This is a genomic window from Streptomyces sp. NPDC051064 (genome assembly GCF_044455985.1).
Classification (GTDB): Bacteria; Actinomycetota; Actinomycetes; order Streptomycetales; family Streptomycetaceae; genus Streptomyces.
This window is the reverse complement of record NZ_JBITFK010000001.1, coordinates 640,214-653,297: the sequence shown is the minus strand read 5'-3', so window position 1 is coordinate 653,297 and position 13,084 is coordinate 640,214. Positions and strand designations below refer to the sequence as shown.

Here is a 13,084-nt window from a genome sequence, read left to right as displayed (position 1 = left end):
CCGGATTCCCGTCCAAAGCCTCCACAGGAACCTTAATGAAACGCTTGAGCACATGACCATCGACGAGATCACCGACTTCGTGGAAGGCCTCGGCGGCGTCCTGGCCGTCAGGCCGGCACCCGGCGACGGAACACCCGAGATCAGCTGGGGGGACACGTTCTTCTCCTACGCGCCCGACGGCGTACCGCCGAAAGCGACTCAGCCGTTCGCGACGATCGTGACGAAGGACTACCCGGGCGACGAGCGGTCGCGCCTGGACCGCCCGGACACCTTCCGCGTCAACGTCGCCGCCGGGAGGGACACGTTCAGCGAATGGACCGGCCACGCGCCACGCGAACCGGCCCCGGAGGACGACCCGAGCGTCACCGACACCGTGATCGCACACCCGGTCTACGGTTCCGTCGGCTGGCTCGCGGTGGTGAATCCGGGCGGGCGGACCGACGAGGCGGTGCGCCGGCTGCTGCGCGAGGCCCATCACCTCGCACGCGTGCGTCATGAGCGACGGACCGGCTCGGCGCCGAGCTCGTAGGAGCCGCCACCCTCAGACGCGCTCCAGCGGGCGGTGCGGGGCCGGTGGGAGCTCGACCTCCACCGCGTCGTACGGGCGGACCGGGCCGCCGCGGCGGACCACGGCCATGACGCCGGACCTGAACGTGAAGTCCCCCGACACCGGATCGACGGCGAACATCTCCCCGAGCAGGCCCTGCCGGAAGTCGTTGATCTTCGCGCACGGGTTGCGCAGGCCCGTCACCTCCACCACCGCCTCCGCACCGAGGTGCAGCAGGGTGCCCGTCGGAAGGCCGAGCAGGTCGACATCGCGGGTGGTGATGTTCTCGCCGAGCCCGCCCGCCGCGACGGCGTAACCCTTGAGGGCGAGTTCGTCGAAGAGCTCCTCGTGCATCAGGTGCACCTGGCGCAGGTTCGGCAGGTCCGGCTCGTACGTCATGCGGAACTGGTGGCGGATCGTCTCGCCCGCGTGGACGTCCCCCTCGACGCCGAGGCCGGCGAGCAGCGTGACGGAGGGGCGGTTGGGCTTGCTGAACGCGTACGTCCCGTTGCTGCTCACCGCTGTGACCCGGCCTGCCATGTCCCACCCCGCCCGTCGGCCCGTGTACCTCGGGCCATCCTATGGAGGCCCGGCGTCAACGCGGGCCCACCGCCGGGCGTCCCAGGATCGCCGCCCATGGGAGCTCCCGTACCTCCGGGCCCTGCCGAGGTTCGTACAAGGGCCAGACGTCCGCGCCGTACACCAGCTCGACGCCCGCCCTGCGCAGTGTCCCGATGTGCCCCTCCCACGCCGGGTGCCGCGCGTGCGCGGCGTTGATCCGGGGGAACACCACCACCGGGACGCCGGCTGTGCCGAGTGCCTCGCTCACCTGCGTCAGGGCCTGGTTGTCGGCGATGCCCGTCGCGAGCTTGGCGACGTAGTTCGCGCTCGCGGGTGCGACGACGTAGCAGTCGGCGACCGGGTGCGGGCGGGGCTCCGCGGGCAGGCGGGGCATGTCCCGCACCGGCAGGCCGGTCAGCGACTCCAGCCGGTCCCACTCCCCGTTCGCCCTGAGCCACCGCCCGGCGTTCGGCGTGAGCGTCACGGCCACCTGCCAGCCCAGCGCGATGGCCGGCTCGACCAGCCCGGTGCGCAGCGTCTCCACTCCGTCGGTGGCCGTGCCCACGACTCCCAGCACCCCGCGGCTGCCTGCTGTCACCGTTCTCTCCGCCCTGCGTCCGGTTCCGCCCACCCGGCCCGCGCCCTCACGCTCGGGCGCGAAGGCGACGGCCGGCGTACTTCCGCGAACACCACACTAGAGGTGGCCGCCCGCTGCTGAGCGGCACTTCATGTCGCGCTGCGGCGGGCGGTGGAACGGTGCGCGGTGGAGACCACGACGGTGTTCGCGCCGACGATCACGGCGATGGCGAGCCAGGCGAGGGCGTCGAGGCGCTGTCCGAGGACGACGAGACCGACCAGGGCCGCGAAGACCGGGTTCACGCTCATGAATACGCCGAAGAAGTGCGCCGGGACGCGGCGCAGTGCCACCACGTCGGTCAGGAACGGCACCGCGGAGGAGAGCACTCCGGCTGCCAGGGCGCAGCCCAGGGCGGCGGGCGTGGGCGGGTGGTGCCACAACGCCCACGCCCCGACCGGCAGGTAGAGGGTGCCGGAGACGGCCGCCGCGGCTGCCGAGCCCTCCAGGCCGGGCAGGGTGGCTCCCACCATGCGGTTGAGCAGGATGTAGCAGGCCCAGCACGTCGCGGCCAGCAGGGCCAGGCCGATCCCCAGGTAGTCGGTGGAGGGCGTGGGGCGCGTGAGGACCGCGATCGCGCCTGCGGCCGCAAGCGCGGCGACCAGGTCCACGCGGCGGCGGGAGCCGGACAGGGCCACGGTGAGCGGGCCGAGGAACTCCAGCGTGACGGCCAGTCCGAGTCCGATCCGCTCGATCGCCAGGTACAAGGACAGGTTCATCCCGGCGAACACCAGCGCGAGGCCCAGCACAGGACGCCACTGCGCCGGGGTGAAGTGCCGCAGCCGTGGCCTGCCGACGGCTCCCAGTACGAGGGCGGCGACCCACTGGCGTACGGCCACCACCCCGGCAGGGCCCAGCACCGGGAACGCCAGTGCCGCGACCGAGGCCCCCGTCTGGTTGGACAGGCCGCTGCCCAGCATCAGCGCCACCGCGGCCCCGCGCCCCGCGCGCTCCGTGGAAGGGCCTGCGTGGCCGGCTGCCGAGACGGGCCGGGGCATCGCGGCGGGGGAGTCGAGCTTCATGCCCCTCACCCTGGGAGCGCCGTCGCCATACGCAAAATGCATCCAGGCGCTCACCTATACGCTGGGCGTATGGATGAGACGCGTACCAGGGCGGCCGCGCTGGAGCTGAAGCACCTGCGGTGCCTGGTCGCCATCGTGGACACCGGAAGTTTCACCGACGCCGCCCACGAACTCGGCATCTCCCAGGCCGCCGTCTCCCGCACCCTCGCCGGTCTCGAAAGCCTCCTCGGGGTGCGGCTGCTGCACCGCACCAGCCGCAGCGTCGCCCCCACCGCCCCGGGCGTGCAGGCGCTGGCCCGTGCCCGCATGCTGCTCGCCGGCGCCGACGAACTCGTACGCGAAGCGACCACCGGGCACACCCGCCTGCACATCGGCCACGCCTGGTCCGCCTTCGGCCCGCACACCACCGAGTTCCAGCGCCGCTGGCACGAACAGCACCCCGAGACGGAGCTGCGCCTCATCCGCCACAACACTCCCACCGGCGGCCTCGCCGAGGGACTCTGCGACCTCGCCGTGATCCGCGCCCCGATCGACCTGAAGCCGTGGTCCCACGCGTGCATCGGCCACGAGCCCCGCCAGGTCGCCCTGGCGTCCGACGATCCATGGGCCCGCCGCCGCAGCATCCGCCTGGCCGAGATCCCCGGCCGCACCCTGGCCATCGACCGCCGGACCGGCACCACCGCCCTGGACCTGTGGCCGGAGGAGGACCGGCCCTCGGTCGAGTACACCCACGACATCGACGACTGGCTCGCCGCCATCGCCACCGGCCGCTGCATCGGGCTGACCCCCCAGGCCACCGCCGCCCAGTACCGCCGCGACGGCATCGTCTACCGCCGTCTGCGCGACGCCGAGCCGGTCCCCGTCCACCTCATCTGGCGCGCCCCCACCACCCACCCCGCCACCCACACCGCGATCGCCCTCGCCGCCGGGCTCTACCGCGAGGGCCGCTCAGTCTGAGATGCCGAGGTCCTGGCGCATGAGGCGGTGCATGGCGGTGAGTTGCGGATCAGCCGCCTTGAGGTCCAGGAGCAGCCGCCCGGCCGTCTCGCCCTCGCGGGGCAGACCGCGGTCGACGCGCTTGAGCGCGGCGTCCACCCCGGCGAGGACCACGTTGAGCTCGCGGGACGCGGCCAGGACGGCACCGGGGACGATCATCTGAGCCTCGGCGTACCGGTCGCGGTAGTCGCGCCGGGCTTCTTCCAGCCGCGCCCGGTCGTCGTCGGTGCAGACACCGTCGCGCACGCGGTGCAGGGCGTCCTTGAGGAGGGTGTGGAAATGGCGGGTCGCCCGGTTCATCGAGGTGTACGCGGTGCGCCGGTCCTCGAAGTTCCTCCGCCTCTCCTCGGCCAGCTCGTCCGCCGTGCGCTGGCGCCTCGCCACCCAACTCGTCATCACCGGAGCGAAGAGCGTGCCGAGCACGCCGACGACTGCGGCGACCATGGCTGCTACGGCTGCACTCATACGGGTGACACTAGGTCACAACAGGCGGCTGTCGAAACGTAGTTCGGGGCCTCTGCGGCTCATGTCCTGGACCAGCCCGGCCTCCACGGCTCGCCCTCCGCCTTCGGCCGTGCCGCCGCGAGGTACGCGCTCAGGGCCGCGAGCGCCGGGTGGGGGCTGCTCCTGCGGCGGACCAGGGCGTGGGGGCGGACCGGGGCCGGGTCGCGGACCGGGATGCGGCGGAGGTCGTGGCCGGCCGGACGTAGCGGTCGCCGGCGCCCACGAGCGTGGCCGGGTCGTCGGAGTCCGTCGGCGCGTCCAGCAGGGCGGCTGTGCCGAAGTGCGGGCCGATCGCGTCGATGCGCAGGCCGAACGCCTCGGCGAGCTCGTCGTGGTACGCCGCCCACTCGGTGCCGGGCACGATGCCCCGTCCGCTCCGGAGGGCCCCGGGATGCGGGGCGACGAGGCACGGGGGACCGTGGAGGCATGTCCGGACATCCGCCTGTGATCGTGTACCCGCCCTCACCGACCGGTGGCCGGCGGGTGACCGTACGCGGGCAGATCGTCGGGCTCGCGCACGGGCGCGGTGACGTGGCCTCGTTCCTCCGGCGGGCCGGGCTCGCCCAGGGGGCGGAGGAGATCGACCTGGACCAGCCGGAGTTGATCGAGTGGCGGGGCGGAGACCTCGAAACCTGGAGGTGAGCCAGGTGAAGCGTCGTGGAGCACACCGGCACGAGGCGTCACTCGAACCGCCCCCCGGCTACTACGGGGCGGGCGCGGGAACACCCGACGACACGCAGCGGGGCCTGATCCTCGACTGGGTGGTGAGCCGGCGGGTCGCCGCCGGATGGCGGGTGGAGTCGCGGTCCGGAAGCCAGGCCGTGCTGGTGCGAGGGCAGCCGGTGAACCATGTGCTGCACGCCTTTCTGACGGTCTTCTCGTGCTGCCTCTGGGGCGTCGTCTGGGGGGCGCTGGCAGTGACGAACAAGGTCGAGCGAGTGGTGCTCACCGTCGACGCGCAGGGTCAGGTCGTGACCGTAGGTGCGCCCTGAGCGGGGCGTCGGGACAGCGAGGAAGGGCCGTCACCCGGACGGGCGCGGCCGGGTCGTGGCCGGTGAGGTCCTCGCACAGGGTCGGATCTGTCCGCCGTGATGCGGCGTGGCCCGTCGAGTGGAGGAACCCCATGGCCCAGTCAGCGTCCGCCCCCGGCTCCTCGCGCCCGTCCGCCCCCGGCCCCGGCAGCCCCTGGGCGGCCACCGGGGTCTTGTTCGCGGGGATCGTGCTCCTCGTCGACGGCATCCTCGCCATCGTCAAGGGGATCGCGGGCATCGCCTCGGACGAGGTGTACACGCGCATCAGCAACTACACGTTCAAGTTCGACATCACAGCCTGGGGCTGGATCCACCTGATCCTCGGGGTGCTCCTGGTGCTCGTCGGATGGAGCATCCTCAAGGGCGCGGCCTGGGCGTGGGGCGTGGGCGTCGGGCTGGCGGCCCTGAACCTGATCGCCAACTTCATCTGGCTGCCGTACCAGCCGGTGTGGGCGATCATCTCCATCGCGCTCGACACCTTCGTGATCTGGGCCCTGTGCGCCCACCGGGCGAAGCCGGTCATCTGACGTGAACCCGGGGCGAGGCGGCTTGGAACCGGACGCGGTCACGGCGCTGGCCGCAGACGCGTACGTCTACGGATCCCCGCTCGTCCGTCAGTTGTCGGCCGTCCAGGCCTGTCTCCAGGAGGGCTGCGGGACGCCGGCACCCGCACCCTTCAACGACTTCGCCCACGCCGACGGGCCCGCCACGCCCGGCACGCACACCCCGTACGCCCCGGCCGACCTCGTCGACGCGCTCGCCCAGCTCGACCTCTCCGGAGGGCCGGTCCGGCTGCACGTCCCGGACACCGGCGGGGCGTACTACGTCCTCCAGTTCGTCGACGCCTGGGGCAACGCCTTCGCCTACCTCGGCACCCGGGCCACCGGCACGGACGAGGGCGACTGGATGGTCGTGCCGCCCGGATGGGCCGGCACCGTCCCCGATGTGGTGTCCGGGGTGATCGACGCGCCCACCTCCGTCGTCTCCGTCCTCGGCCGGCTCGCCTGCGACGGACCGGAGGACATGCCCCGGGTCAGGGCGCTCCAGCAGGAGCTCACGCTCACGCATCTGGGCGACCGCGCCCACCGGACCGGGCTCCCGGCGACGGAGTCCGGAGTCCCGGGCGAACTGCGGTTCTTCGAAGAGCTCCGGGTCTGGATGGCCGACTTCCCGCCCGCCGCCGCCGATCGCGCCTACCAGGACCGCTTCCAGCCCCTGGGACTCCTGGAGGAGGGGATCTCGCCGTACGTGTCGGCCGGGGCCGGCCTCGTACGCGCGCTGCGGCGCGGGCTCGCGCTGGGAAGGCTGCGGGTGGAGCAGGCGGCGCGCCCGCACACCGTCGCGGCCGAGGGCGCCCCCGGCGCCTGGCGGATGATTCCGCACCTGCGGGACTACAACCTGGACCACTTCGGCGTCGGCACGCTCGGCTCACCGGAGTGGAAGATCCCCGACCGGGAGGCGTCGTACCTGGTCAGGGCGGTGGCGGCCCGGCGGGGACGCTGGCTGCCCCATGGGTACGAGGCGGTGTACGCCCACACGTCCCGTGACTCACGGGGCCGCCCGCTCGACGGGGCCCACCGCTATGCGCTGCACCTCACGCAGCCGCCGCCGGTCGGGGCGTTCTGGTCGCTGACCGTGTACGACAGCCCCGGGGGCCACCTCGTGACGAACGCCGCGGACCGGTACGTGATCGGGGACCGGACACCCGGGCTCGTCCACGGCGGCGACGGGTCGCTGACGCTGCGCCTGTCCGCGGATCCGCCGGCGGACGCGGCCGGTGCGGCGAACTGGCTGCCGCTGCCGGCCGGCGGTTTCCGTCCGGTGCTGCGGCTCCACCTCCCCGGCCAGGCGATTCTCGACGGGAGTTACGTCGTCCCGGCGCTCCAGCGGCTCGGGGACGGGCTGGGTCCATAGATCCCCGGGCGCGTTGTCGGTGGCGCGTCGCACACTGGAGACATGTGCCGCAGCATCAAGACGCTTCGTCCACCGTCCATCCCCGAAGAGGCCACCGAGGAGGAGATGAGAGCCGCCGCCCTGCAGTACGTGCGCAAGGTCTCGGGCTTCCGTGCGCCCGCCGCGCACAACCAGGAGGTCTTCGACCGCGCGGTCGAAGAGATCACCGAGGCCACCCAGCGGCTGCTGGACGGTCTGGAGATCCGGGGCGCCGCCCGGGTCTGAGCCGCCCAGGTCTGAGCGGACCTGGGCCGTCAGGTCCCGGCCGGGGCTCCGGCGACCGGCGCGGCTGAGGCGTGCGCGGGGCGGCGGACGACGACCGCCGCGAGTGCGCCCGCCAGGAACAGGGCGAGGACGGAGACGGCCGTGCCCAGCCAGCCCGCGCCCAGCCACTGGCCGCCGAAGTAGCCGAGGCCCACGCTGTAGACCGCCCAGGCCACTCCGGCCACGGCCGACCAGGGCAGGAACTCCTTCACCTTGTGGTGAGCGGCGCCCGCCCCCAGGGAGACGACGGAGCGGCCGGCCGGGGCGAAGCGGGCGACGACGACCAGCGCCCCTCCGCCGCGGCTCAGCGCGGCGCCGAGACGCTCCTGGGCGGAGGTGAGGCGGCGGGACCGGGCGATGGCACGGTCGAGGCGTTCGCCTCCGCGCCAGGCGAGGCGGTAGGCGACCAGGTCACCGAGGACGGAGGCGGTGGCGGCGCAGAGGGTCAGCACCAGCAGTGAGGGCACGTGCCGGGTGGCCTCACCGGCCGCGGCGGTGACCGTGGTCGTGCTCGCGGCCGCGGCGGTGGCCGCGGTGATCACCAGGACGCCGCTGGGGAGGACGGGCAGGAAGACGTCCAGGAGTACCGAGAGGGCGACCACCGCGTAGATCCATGGGCTGCCTGTCAGCGCACCCACACTCTCGAGCACTTTCTACTCCCCGTTCCCGTGTTCCGTGTCAACGCCGCGGCGTCGCAGGGGAGCGGCAGGAGCGGCAGGGCCAGCTGTACAGCGTACGCCTGCTGTTCACCCGGTTCACCTGGTATTCACCGGCTCGGCGGCCGATGTCGCGCAGGTCACGTACGACCCCGGCCCCCCTCGGAGGAGGGGGGCCGGGGCGTGGGGAGCGTGGGGTCAGGCCGAGACGGCCCGGGCCTTCTCGCGAGCGGGTTCGCTCTCGCTCGCGGAGCCGCCGCGCGAGGAGAACAGCCGGTCCAGGGCGATGGCGCCGGGGCCGGTGAAGACCAGCAGCAGGAAGGCCCAGCAGAAGACCGCCGAGGCCTCGCCGCCGTTCTGCAGGGGGAACAGCGACTCGGGCTGGTGCACCTTGAAGTACGCGTAGGCCATGGAGCCGGAGGAGACGAGAGCGGCGATGCGGGTACCGAGGCCGAGCGCGACCAGGATGCCGCCGACGAGCTGGATCACCGCGGCGTACCAGCCCGGCCAGGTGCCGGTGGGGACGGTGCCGCCGCCCATGGAGCCGCCCAGGACTCCGAAGAGCGAGGCGGCGCCGTGGCAGGCGAAGAGAAAGCCGATGACGACGCGGAAAAGGCCGAGTGCGTAGGGCTGGGCCCGGTTCAGACGTATGAACATGGGGGGTGGGGCTCCTTCGGTCTGGGGACGTGAACCGATCGGGGCCCATCAGGTTAGGGTGACCTCATTATTGCTTGCAAGTTCAACATTTTGTCGACTGGCTGAGAATTGGTCATTCGTTCGAAGTCAGTGAGCGCTCCAGAACCGTCTCGAGCTGTGCTCCCGTGGGCCTGGCTCTGGCCTGAACCAATGTCAGCGCAGCTTTCCGGCCGTGCAGGGTGAGGGTCATCAGCTGATTGCCGAACCACGGCCCACCCGACTTGCGCCAGCGCATCGGAGGGCTCCCCGTCCGTCCGTGGAGCGCCAGCGCGCGCCCGAGCCATCGGCCCACCCGGCTCCAGCCGAAACGGAAGCCGGCGCGTACGTACCCGGGGATGGAGTTGTGGACGGGGGAGCAGGTCAGTTGCAGGACGTGTGCGGCGGGAGTGCCGTCCGTGGCGGAACCGGACCACTGGGGTTCGGCGATGTATGCGTGGTGCACATCGCCCGAGAGCACACATACCGTCGCAGGTGCGTCCGGCCCGCTGCCCGCCTTCCTCAGCAGCTCCGACAGACGGCGGAAGGACTCCGGGAACGCGGCCCAATGCTCCAGGTCACCGGCCCGCCGCACCTTCTCCCCGCGGCGCGCCCAGCGTTCGCCACGGTCCCCTCGGCACAGTGCGGCGTTCCACGTCTCCGCCTCGTGTATGAGAGGCGGCAGGAGCCACGGCAGCGAGGTGCCGATCAGCAGATGGTCGTACGCACCGGGGTCCGCGAGCGCCTCGTCGCGCAGCCACCGCTCCTCCTCCTCGCGGAGCATCGACCGGTGCTGCTCCTCGAGGGACCGGGCCGCCCGGGTGTCCACCATCAGCAGCCGTACTCGGCCGAAAACACGCCGGTAGCTCCACCGGGTCAGCGTGGGGTCGGCGTCCGCCGCCGCCGCGTGGTCGCGCAGGGTCTCGGTGCCGTCCGGTACGGCGCGCACGGCCGCGTAGACCGGGTCGGCCTCCAGGGCGTCGGGGGAGAGGTTGCCGAGGTGCTGGTAGACCCAGTACGACATGAGCCCGCTGACGATGCGCTCGTGCCACCACGGCGTGCGACGCATGTCCTGGACCCAGGCGGCGCTGGTGTTCCAGTCGTCTATGACGTCGTGGTCGTCGAAGATCATGCAGCTGGGGACCGTGGAGAGCAGCCATCGCACGTCCGGGTCGCGCCAGGACTCGTCGTAGAGGTGGGTGTACTCCTCGTAGTCGGCGACCTCCGCGCCGGGAGCCTCGTCGAGATCGCGACGGGCGGCGAGCCGTCTCTGCGTGTCCTGCGACGTCTCGTCCGCGTACACCTGGTCGCCGAGGAGCAGGAGGACGTCCGGGCGTACGGCGCCGGGGTCGGCGGCGAGGCGGGTGGCCAGCGCGTCGAGCGCGTCCGGGCCGATGGCGTCGTGCCCGTGGGCGGGCGGGGCCGCCCAGCGGCAGGACCCGAACGCGACCCGGACCGGATCCACGTCGTCCGGCCGGTCCACGGCGGGCGTGCTGATGGTGCTCGGCGGGAAGGGGGAGTCCTCGGGCGGCCATACGCGGTGGCCGTCGAGCAGCACCTCGTACGGCGTGGTCGAGCCGGGAGTCAGGCCCGTCACCACCACCAGGGCGTAATGGTGCCCCTGGACGGCGAACGTGGGGGAGGTCCCGCGCGCCCCGTCGGCGCAGCGGACCTCCGCCGTGCAGGGCCTGGTCGCCTCCACCCAGACCGTCGCCCGGGAGCCGGACTCCCAGTCGACGTACCTCAGCAGTGGTCCGAGGCGTAGCCCGGCCATGTGTGCCCTCCTCGCGTCGCCGTCGTCGATGGCTCCGTAGGGTACGGGGCGACGGAGGAGGGCGGGTTCCGCCGGGGCGGGAGGGTGGTCAGCAGCCGTTCAGGACGGACTGCAGGGCGCTCTTCTCGGTGGAGTCGACGCTGAGGCCGTAGTAGTGCTTCACGTGCACCCAGGCGCGGGCGTAGGTGCAGCGGTAGGTGGTGCGTGACGGGAGCCACTCACCCGGATCCTGGTCGCTCTTGGACTGGTTGACGTTGTCGGTCACAGCGATGAGCTGAGGGCGGGTCAGGTCGTTGGCGAAGGACTGGCGCTGGGCGGTGGTCCAGCCACTGGCACCGGAGCGCCAGGCCTCGGCGAGCGGGACCATGTGGTCGATGTCCAGGTCCGCCGCGGCGGTCCAGGTGGCGCCGTCGTACTCCGAGTACCAACTGCCGCTGGTCGCGGCGCAGGCGGAGTCCTGGACGACGCCGGTGCCGTCGCGCTTCAGCACCACTTCACGGGTGTTGCAGGCCCCCGACTGGGTGATCCAGTGCGGGAACTTGTCGCGGCTGTAGCCGGACGAGGAGCCCTCGGTGGAGACGGTGAGCTGACCCAGATACGTACGGGCGGTCGAGGCGCTGACCGGGGTGGGCATCGCGGCCTGGGCGGTCGGGGCCGTGAGGAGCCCGGTGGTGGCGGCGAGCGCGGCCGAGGCGGCGACGACGGCTATGCGACGCGCGTAGATACCGGACATGTGAACTCCCTTGATGTGGGGGAATGTTGAGCGGGCGACCTGTCGAGCCGGACCATCGTGGCGGCGCCGGGTTTCGTCGGGGTGGTCACCAGGTAACAGAGTGACGACATGCGCACGTCATATCAAGGGGCAGGGCGATCGTCCTGACGTCCCGTCCGAAGGCTGTTCGAGTACGGAGGTTGACGGGCAGGCAGCCCTTAGGGTTGCCCCGTGCTGCTTCAGGTCGGTCCCGCCCTCGGTGTCGTGCTCGCCGTGCTCCTGGTGTGCGCCGCCGCCGTCGCCGCGTGGGCCTCGCTGGGCAGGTCCCGTGAGATCGCCGTCGCCGGACTGCGGGCCGCGGCCCAGCTGGCCGTCGTCTCCCTGCTCATCGGCTGGGTGGTGCGCTCCCTGGGGCCCCTGCTCGGCTTCCTGGCGCTGATGTTCGCGGTCGCGGTGCGCACCGCGGGCCGGCGGATCACCCGTAACCGCACCTGGTGGTGGGCCGCCGCGCCGATCGCGGCGGGCGTCGCGCCGGTGGTGGTGGCGCTCCTGCTCACCGGGCTCCTTCCGGCGCGGGGGATCGTCCTGATCCCGGTCACCGGCATCCTCATCGGGGGCGCGCTCACCGCGACCGTGCTCGGCGGGCGCCGCGCGCTGGACGAGCTCGAGGTGCGGCGCGGGGAGGTGGAGGCGGGGATGGCGCTCGGTCTGCTCGACCGGGAAGCCCGGCTGGAGATCGCCCGCCCCGCCGCTTCGGACGCGCTGCTGCCGGGGCTGGATCAGACCCGGACCGTGGGGCTCGTCACCCTGCCCGGGGCCTTCGTGGGCATGCTGCTGGGCGGCGCCTCGCCGGTGGAGGCGGGCGCCGTTCAGCTGTTCGTCCTGGTGGCGCTGATGGCGGTGCAGACGGTCGCCGTCGCACTGGTGCTGGAACTGGTCGCCCGGGGGGTGCTGCACCGGGAGTGAGACGGGGACGGCCCCGCTCGGGCTGTACGCCGAGCGGGGCCGTCCCCGAAGGGTGAACCAGGGAAAGGGTTACGGGGTGTCGATGTGCAGGCGGATCGAGCCGTCCGGGCCCGCCTCCACCCGGAGTCGCGTCAGGTCCTCGACGTGGGCGTCGGGGGAGAGCGCCGCCGCGCGCGGGCCGACGCCCACGACGCGCATGCCGGCCGCACGGCCCGCCGCGATGCCCGCCTCGGAGTCCTCGAAGACGATGCAGTCCGCCGGGTCGAAGCCCAGCTCGGCCGCGCCCTTGAGGAAGCCCTCGGGGTCGGGCTTGCTGGCGCCGACCATCTCCGCGGTCACGCGGGTCTCCGGCACCGGCAGGGCCGCGGCCGTCATCCGGGCCTGGGCGAGCGCCTCGTCGGCAGAGGTCACCAGTGCGTGGGGGAGGCCGGCGATCGACGCCATGAAGGCGGTGGCGCCGCCAATGGGCACCACGCCGTCCGTGTCGGCGGTCTCCTCGGCGAGCATGATCCGGTTCTCCGCGTAGTTCTGCTCCATGGGGCGGTCCGGCAGCAGGGCGGCCATCGTGGCGTAACCCTGGCGGCCGTGGACCACCTTGAGCGCCGCCTCGGGGTCGAGCCCCTGTGCGATCGCCCAGCGGCGCCAGCAGCGCTCCACCACCGCGTCGGAGTTCACGAGGGTGCCGTCCATGTCCAACAGGAGGGCACGGGCTTCGAGGACGGTGGCCGACATCGGCATGCTCCAGAGCGCGGGGGAACAGCTCGTAGCTGCGGTGAAGAAAACAAGTAGCCC

Annotated in this window: 18 protein-coding genes; 8 read left to right on the top strand and 10 right to left on the bottom strand. The window is 72.7% G+C overall.

Annotation, left to right across the window (positions count from 1 at the left end):
* Positions 1-52 precede the first annotated feature (52 nt).
* Positions 53-529 carry a DUF6194 family protein gene (locus ACIBCU_RS03065; RefSeq protein ID WP_399228830.1) on the top strand — a complete coding sequence of 159 codons (477 nt, stop codon included), beginning with the start codon at positions 53-55 and terminating at the stop codon, positions 527-529.
* 12 nt (positions 530-541) lie between these two features.
* Here the strand turns inward: ACIBCU_RS03065 and ACIBCU_RS03060 are convergent, their stop codons facing one another.
* The 3 genes from ACIBCU_RS03060 to ACIBCU_RS03050 all read right to left on the bottom strand — a co-directional run bounded on the left by ACIBCU_RS03060 (position 542) and on the right by ACIBCU_RS03050 (position 2,764).
* Positions 542-1,087, bottom strand: a complete 546-nt coding sequence (locus ACIBCU_RS03060) for an MOSC domain-containing protein (RefSeq protein ID WP_362942172.1) — start codon at positions 1,085-1,087, stop codon at positions 542-544.
* A 55-nt stretch (positions 1,088-1,142) separates the two neighbouring features.
* Positions 1,143-1,706, bottom strand: coding sequence for a flavoprotein (locus ACIBCU_RS03055; RefSeq protein WP_362942175.1), 564 nt, complete (start codon positions 1,704-1,706; stop codon positions 1,143-1,145).
* A 128-nt stretch (positions 1,707-1,834) separates the two neighbouring features.
* Positions 1,835-2,764, bottom strand: a complete 930-nt coding sequence (locus ACIBCU_RS03050) for an EamA family transporter (RefSeq protein ID WP_399228827.1) — start codon at positions 2,762-2,764, stop codon at positions 1,835-1,837.
* Between the two features lie 69 nt (positions 2,765-2,833).
* On the opposite strand from ACIBCU_RS03050, the gene ACIBCU_RS03045 reads away from it, so the two are divergent.
* A complete protein-coding gene (locus ACIBCU_RS03045) occupies positions 2,834-3,721 on the top strand; it encodes a LysR family transcriptional regulator (RefSeq protein ID WP_362942180.1) in 888 nt (295 codons plus the stop codon).
* Here the strand turns inward: ACIBCU_RS03045 and ACIBCU_RS03040 are convergent.
* Together ACIBCU_RS03040 and ACIBCU_RS03035 are read right to left on the bottom strand one after the other, a co-directional pair.
* Positions 3,713-4,225 carry a hypothetical protein gene (locus ACIBCU_RS03040; protein ID WP_362942183.1) on the bottom strand — a complete coding sequence of 171 codons (513 nt, stop codon included), beginning with the start codon at positions 4,223-4,225 and terminating at the stop codon, positions 3,713-3,715. The genes ACIBCU_RS03045 and ACIBCU_RS03040 overlap by 9 nt on opposite strands.
* Before the next feature lie 130 nt (positions 4,226-4,355).
* Complete coding sequence (locus tag ACIBCU_RS03035; RefSeq protein WP_399228824.1) at positions 4,356-4,625, bottom strand: hypothetical protein; 270 nt, start codon at positions 4,623-4,625, stop codon at positions 4,356-4,358.
* A 65-nt stretch (positions 4,626-4,690) separates the two neighbouring features.
* Here ACIBCU_RS03035 and ACIBCU_RS03030 point away from each other — a divergent pair, with 65 nt between their 5' ends.
* The 5 genes from ACIBCU_RS03030 (at position 4,691) to ACIBCU_RS03010 (ending at position 7,473) form a co-directional block, all read left to right on the top strand.
* The gene (locus tag ACIBCU_RS03030) at positions 4,691-4,906 is read left to right on the top strand and encodes a hypothetical protein (protein ID WP_362942189.1); all 216 of its coding nucleotides are present in this window, start codon (positions 4,691-4,693) and stop codon (positions 4,904-4,906) included.
* A gap of 5 nt (positions 4,907-4,911) precedes the next feature.
* A complete protein-coding gene (locus ACIBCU_RS03025; protein WP_399228822.1) occupies positions 4,912-5,256 on the top strand; it encodes a hypothetical protein in 345 nt (114 codons plus the stop codon).
* A gap of 131 nt (positions 5,257-5,387) precedes the next feature.
* Entirely contained in the window at positions 5,388-5,822 is a 435-nt protein-coding gene (locus tag ACIBCU_RS03020) for a hypothetical protein (RefSeq protein ID WP_399228820.1), read from the top strand.
* A gap of 1 nt (position 5,823) precedes the next feature.
* Complete coding sequence (locus ACIBCU_RS03015; RefSeq protein ID WP_362942198.1) at positions 5,824-7,209, top strand: DUF1254 domain-containing protein; 1,386 nt, start codon at positions 5,824-5,826, stop codon at positions 7,207-7,209.
* A 42-nt stretch (positions 7,210-7,251) separates the two neighbouring features.
* On the top strand, positions 7,252-7,473 hold the full coding sequence (locus tag ACIBCU_RS03010) for a DUF2277 domain-containing protein (RefSeq protein WP_104785181.1): 222 nt from the start codon (positions 7,252-7,254) through the stop codon (positions 7,471-7,473).
* A 29-nt stretch (positions 7,474-7,502) separates the two neighbouring features.
* Here the strand turns inward: ACIBCU_RS03010 and ACIBCU_RS03005 are convergent, their stop codons facing one another.
* From ACIBCU_RS03005 to ACIBCU_RS02990, 4 genes are all read right to left on the bottom strand, one after another.
* The gene (locus ACIBCU_RS03005; RefSeq protein ID WP_399228818.1) at positions 7,503-8,162 is read right to left on the bottom strand and encodes a DedA family protein; all 660 of its coding nucleotides are present in this window, start codon (positions 8,160-8,162) and stop codon (positions 7,503-7,505) included.
* Between the two features lie 204 nt (positions 8,163-8,366).
* Positions 8,367-8,825, bottom strand: coding sequence for a DoxX family protein (locus ACIBCU_RS03000; RefSeq protein ID WP_362942201.1), 459 nt, complete (start codon positions 8,823-8,825; stop codon positions 8,367-8,369).
* A gap of 112 nt (positions 8,826-8,937) precedes the next feature.
* Entirely contained in the window at positions 8,938-10,614 is a 1,677-nt protein-coding gene (locus ACIBCU_RS02995) for an alkaline phosphatase D family protein (RefSeq protein ID WP_399228815.1), read from the bottom strand.
* Between the two features lie 88 nt (positions 10,615-10,702).
* Positions 10,703-11,347: an HNH endonuclease family protein gene (locus tag ACIBCU_RS02990; RefSeq protein ID WP_362942206.1), complete on the bottom strand. Its 645-nt coding sequence runs from the start codon at positions 11,345-11,347 to the stop codon at positions 10,703-10,705.
* Between the two features lie 210 nt (positions 11,348-11,557).
* Here ACIBCU_RS02990 and ACIBCU_RS02985 point away from each other — a divergent pair, with 210 nt between their 5' ends.
* Positions 11,558-12,292: an ABC transporter permease gene (locus ACIBCU_RS02985; protein WP_362942209.1), complete on the top strand. Its 735-nt coding sequence runs from the start codon at positions 11,558-11,560 to the stop codon at positions 12,290-12,292.
* A gap of 69 nt (positions 12,293-12,361) precedes the next feature.
* Here the strand turns inward: ACIBCU_RS02985 and ACIBCU_RS02980 are convergent, their stop codons facing one another.
* Positions 12,362-13,024 (bottom strand): HAD-IA family hydrolase, encoded by a 663-nt coding sequence (locus tag ACIBCU_RS02980; RefSeq protein ID WP_362942212.1) that lies wholly within the window; start codon positions 13,022-13,024, stop codon positions 12,362-12,364.
* Between the last annotated feature and the right edge of the window lie 60 nt (positions 13,025-13,084).

Coding starts and splice junctions, on each gene's coding strand:
- ACIBCU_RS03030 (WP_362942189.1), top strand. CDS start 4,691: ATGTCCGGACATCCGCCTGTGATCGTGTACCCGCCCTCACCGACCGGT.
- ACIBCU_RS03060 (WP_362942172.1), bottom strand. CDS start 1,087: ATGGCAGGCCGGGTCACAGCGGTGAGCAGCAACGGGACGTACGCGTTC.
- ACIBCU_RS03045 (WP_362942180.1), top strand. CDS start 2,834: ATGGATGAGACGCGTACCAGGGCGGCCGCGCTGGAGCTGAAGCACCTG.
- ACIBCU_RS03050 (WP_399228827.1), bottom strand. CDS start 2,764: ATGAAGCTCGACTCCCCCGCCGCGATGCCCCGGCCCGTCTCGGCAGCC.
- ACIBCU_RS02995 (WP_399228815.1), bottom strand. CDS start 10,614: ATGGCCGGGCTACGCCTCGGACCACTGCTGAGGTACGTCGACTGGGAG.
- ACIBCU_RS03010 (WP_104785181.1), top strand. CDS start 7,252: ATGTGCCGCAGCATCAAGACGCTTCGTCCACCGTCCATCCCCGAAGAG.
- ACIBCU_RS03065 (WP_399228830.1), top strand. CDS start 53: ATGACCATCGACGAGATCACCGACTTCGTGGAAGGCCTCGGCGGCGTC.
- ACIBCU_RS02980 (WP_362942212.1), bottom strand. CDS start 13,024: ATGTCGGCCACCGTCCTCGAAGCCCGTGCCCTCCTGTTGGACATGGAC.
- ACIBCU_RS03000 (WP_362942201.1), bottom strand. CDS start 8,825: ATGTTCATACGTCTGAACCGGGCCCAGCCCTACGCACTCGGCCTTTTC.
- ACIBCU_RS02990 (WP_362942206.1), bottom strand. CDS start 11,347: ATGTCCGGTATCTACGCGCGTCGCATAGCCGTCGTCGCCGCCTCGGCC.
- ACIBCU_RS03040 (WP_362942183.1), bottom strand. CDS start 4,225: ATGAGTGCAGCCGTAGCAGCCATGGTCGCCGCAGTCGTCGGCGTGCTC.
- ACIBCU_RS03020 (WP_399228820.1), top strand. CDS start 5,388: ATGGCCCAGTCAGCGTCCGCCCCCGGCTCCTCGCGCCCGTCCGCCCCC.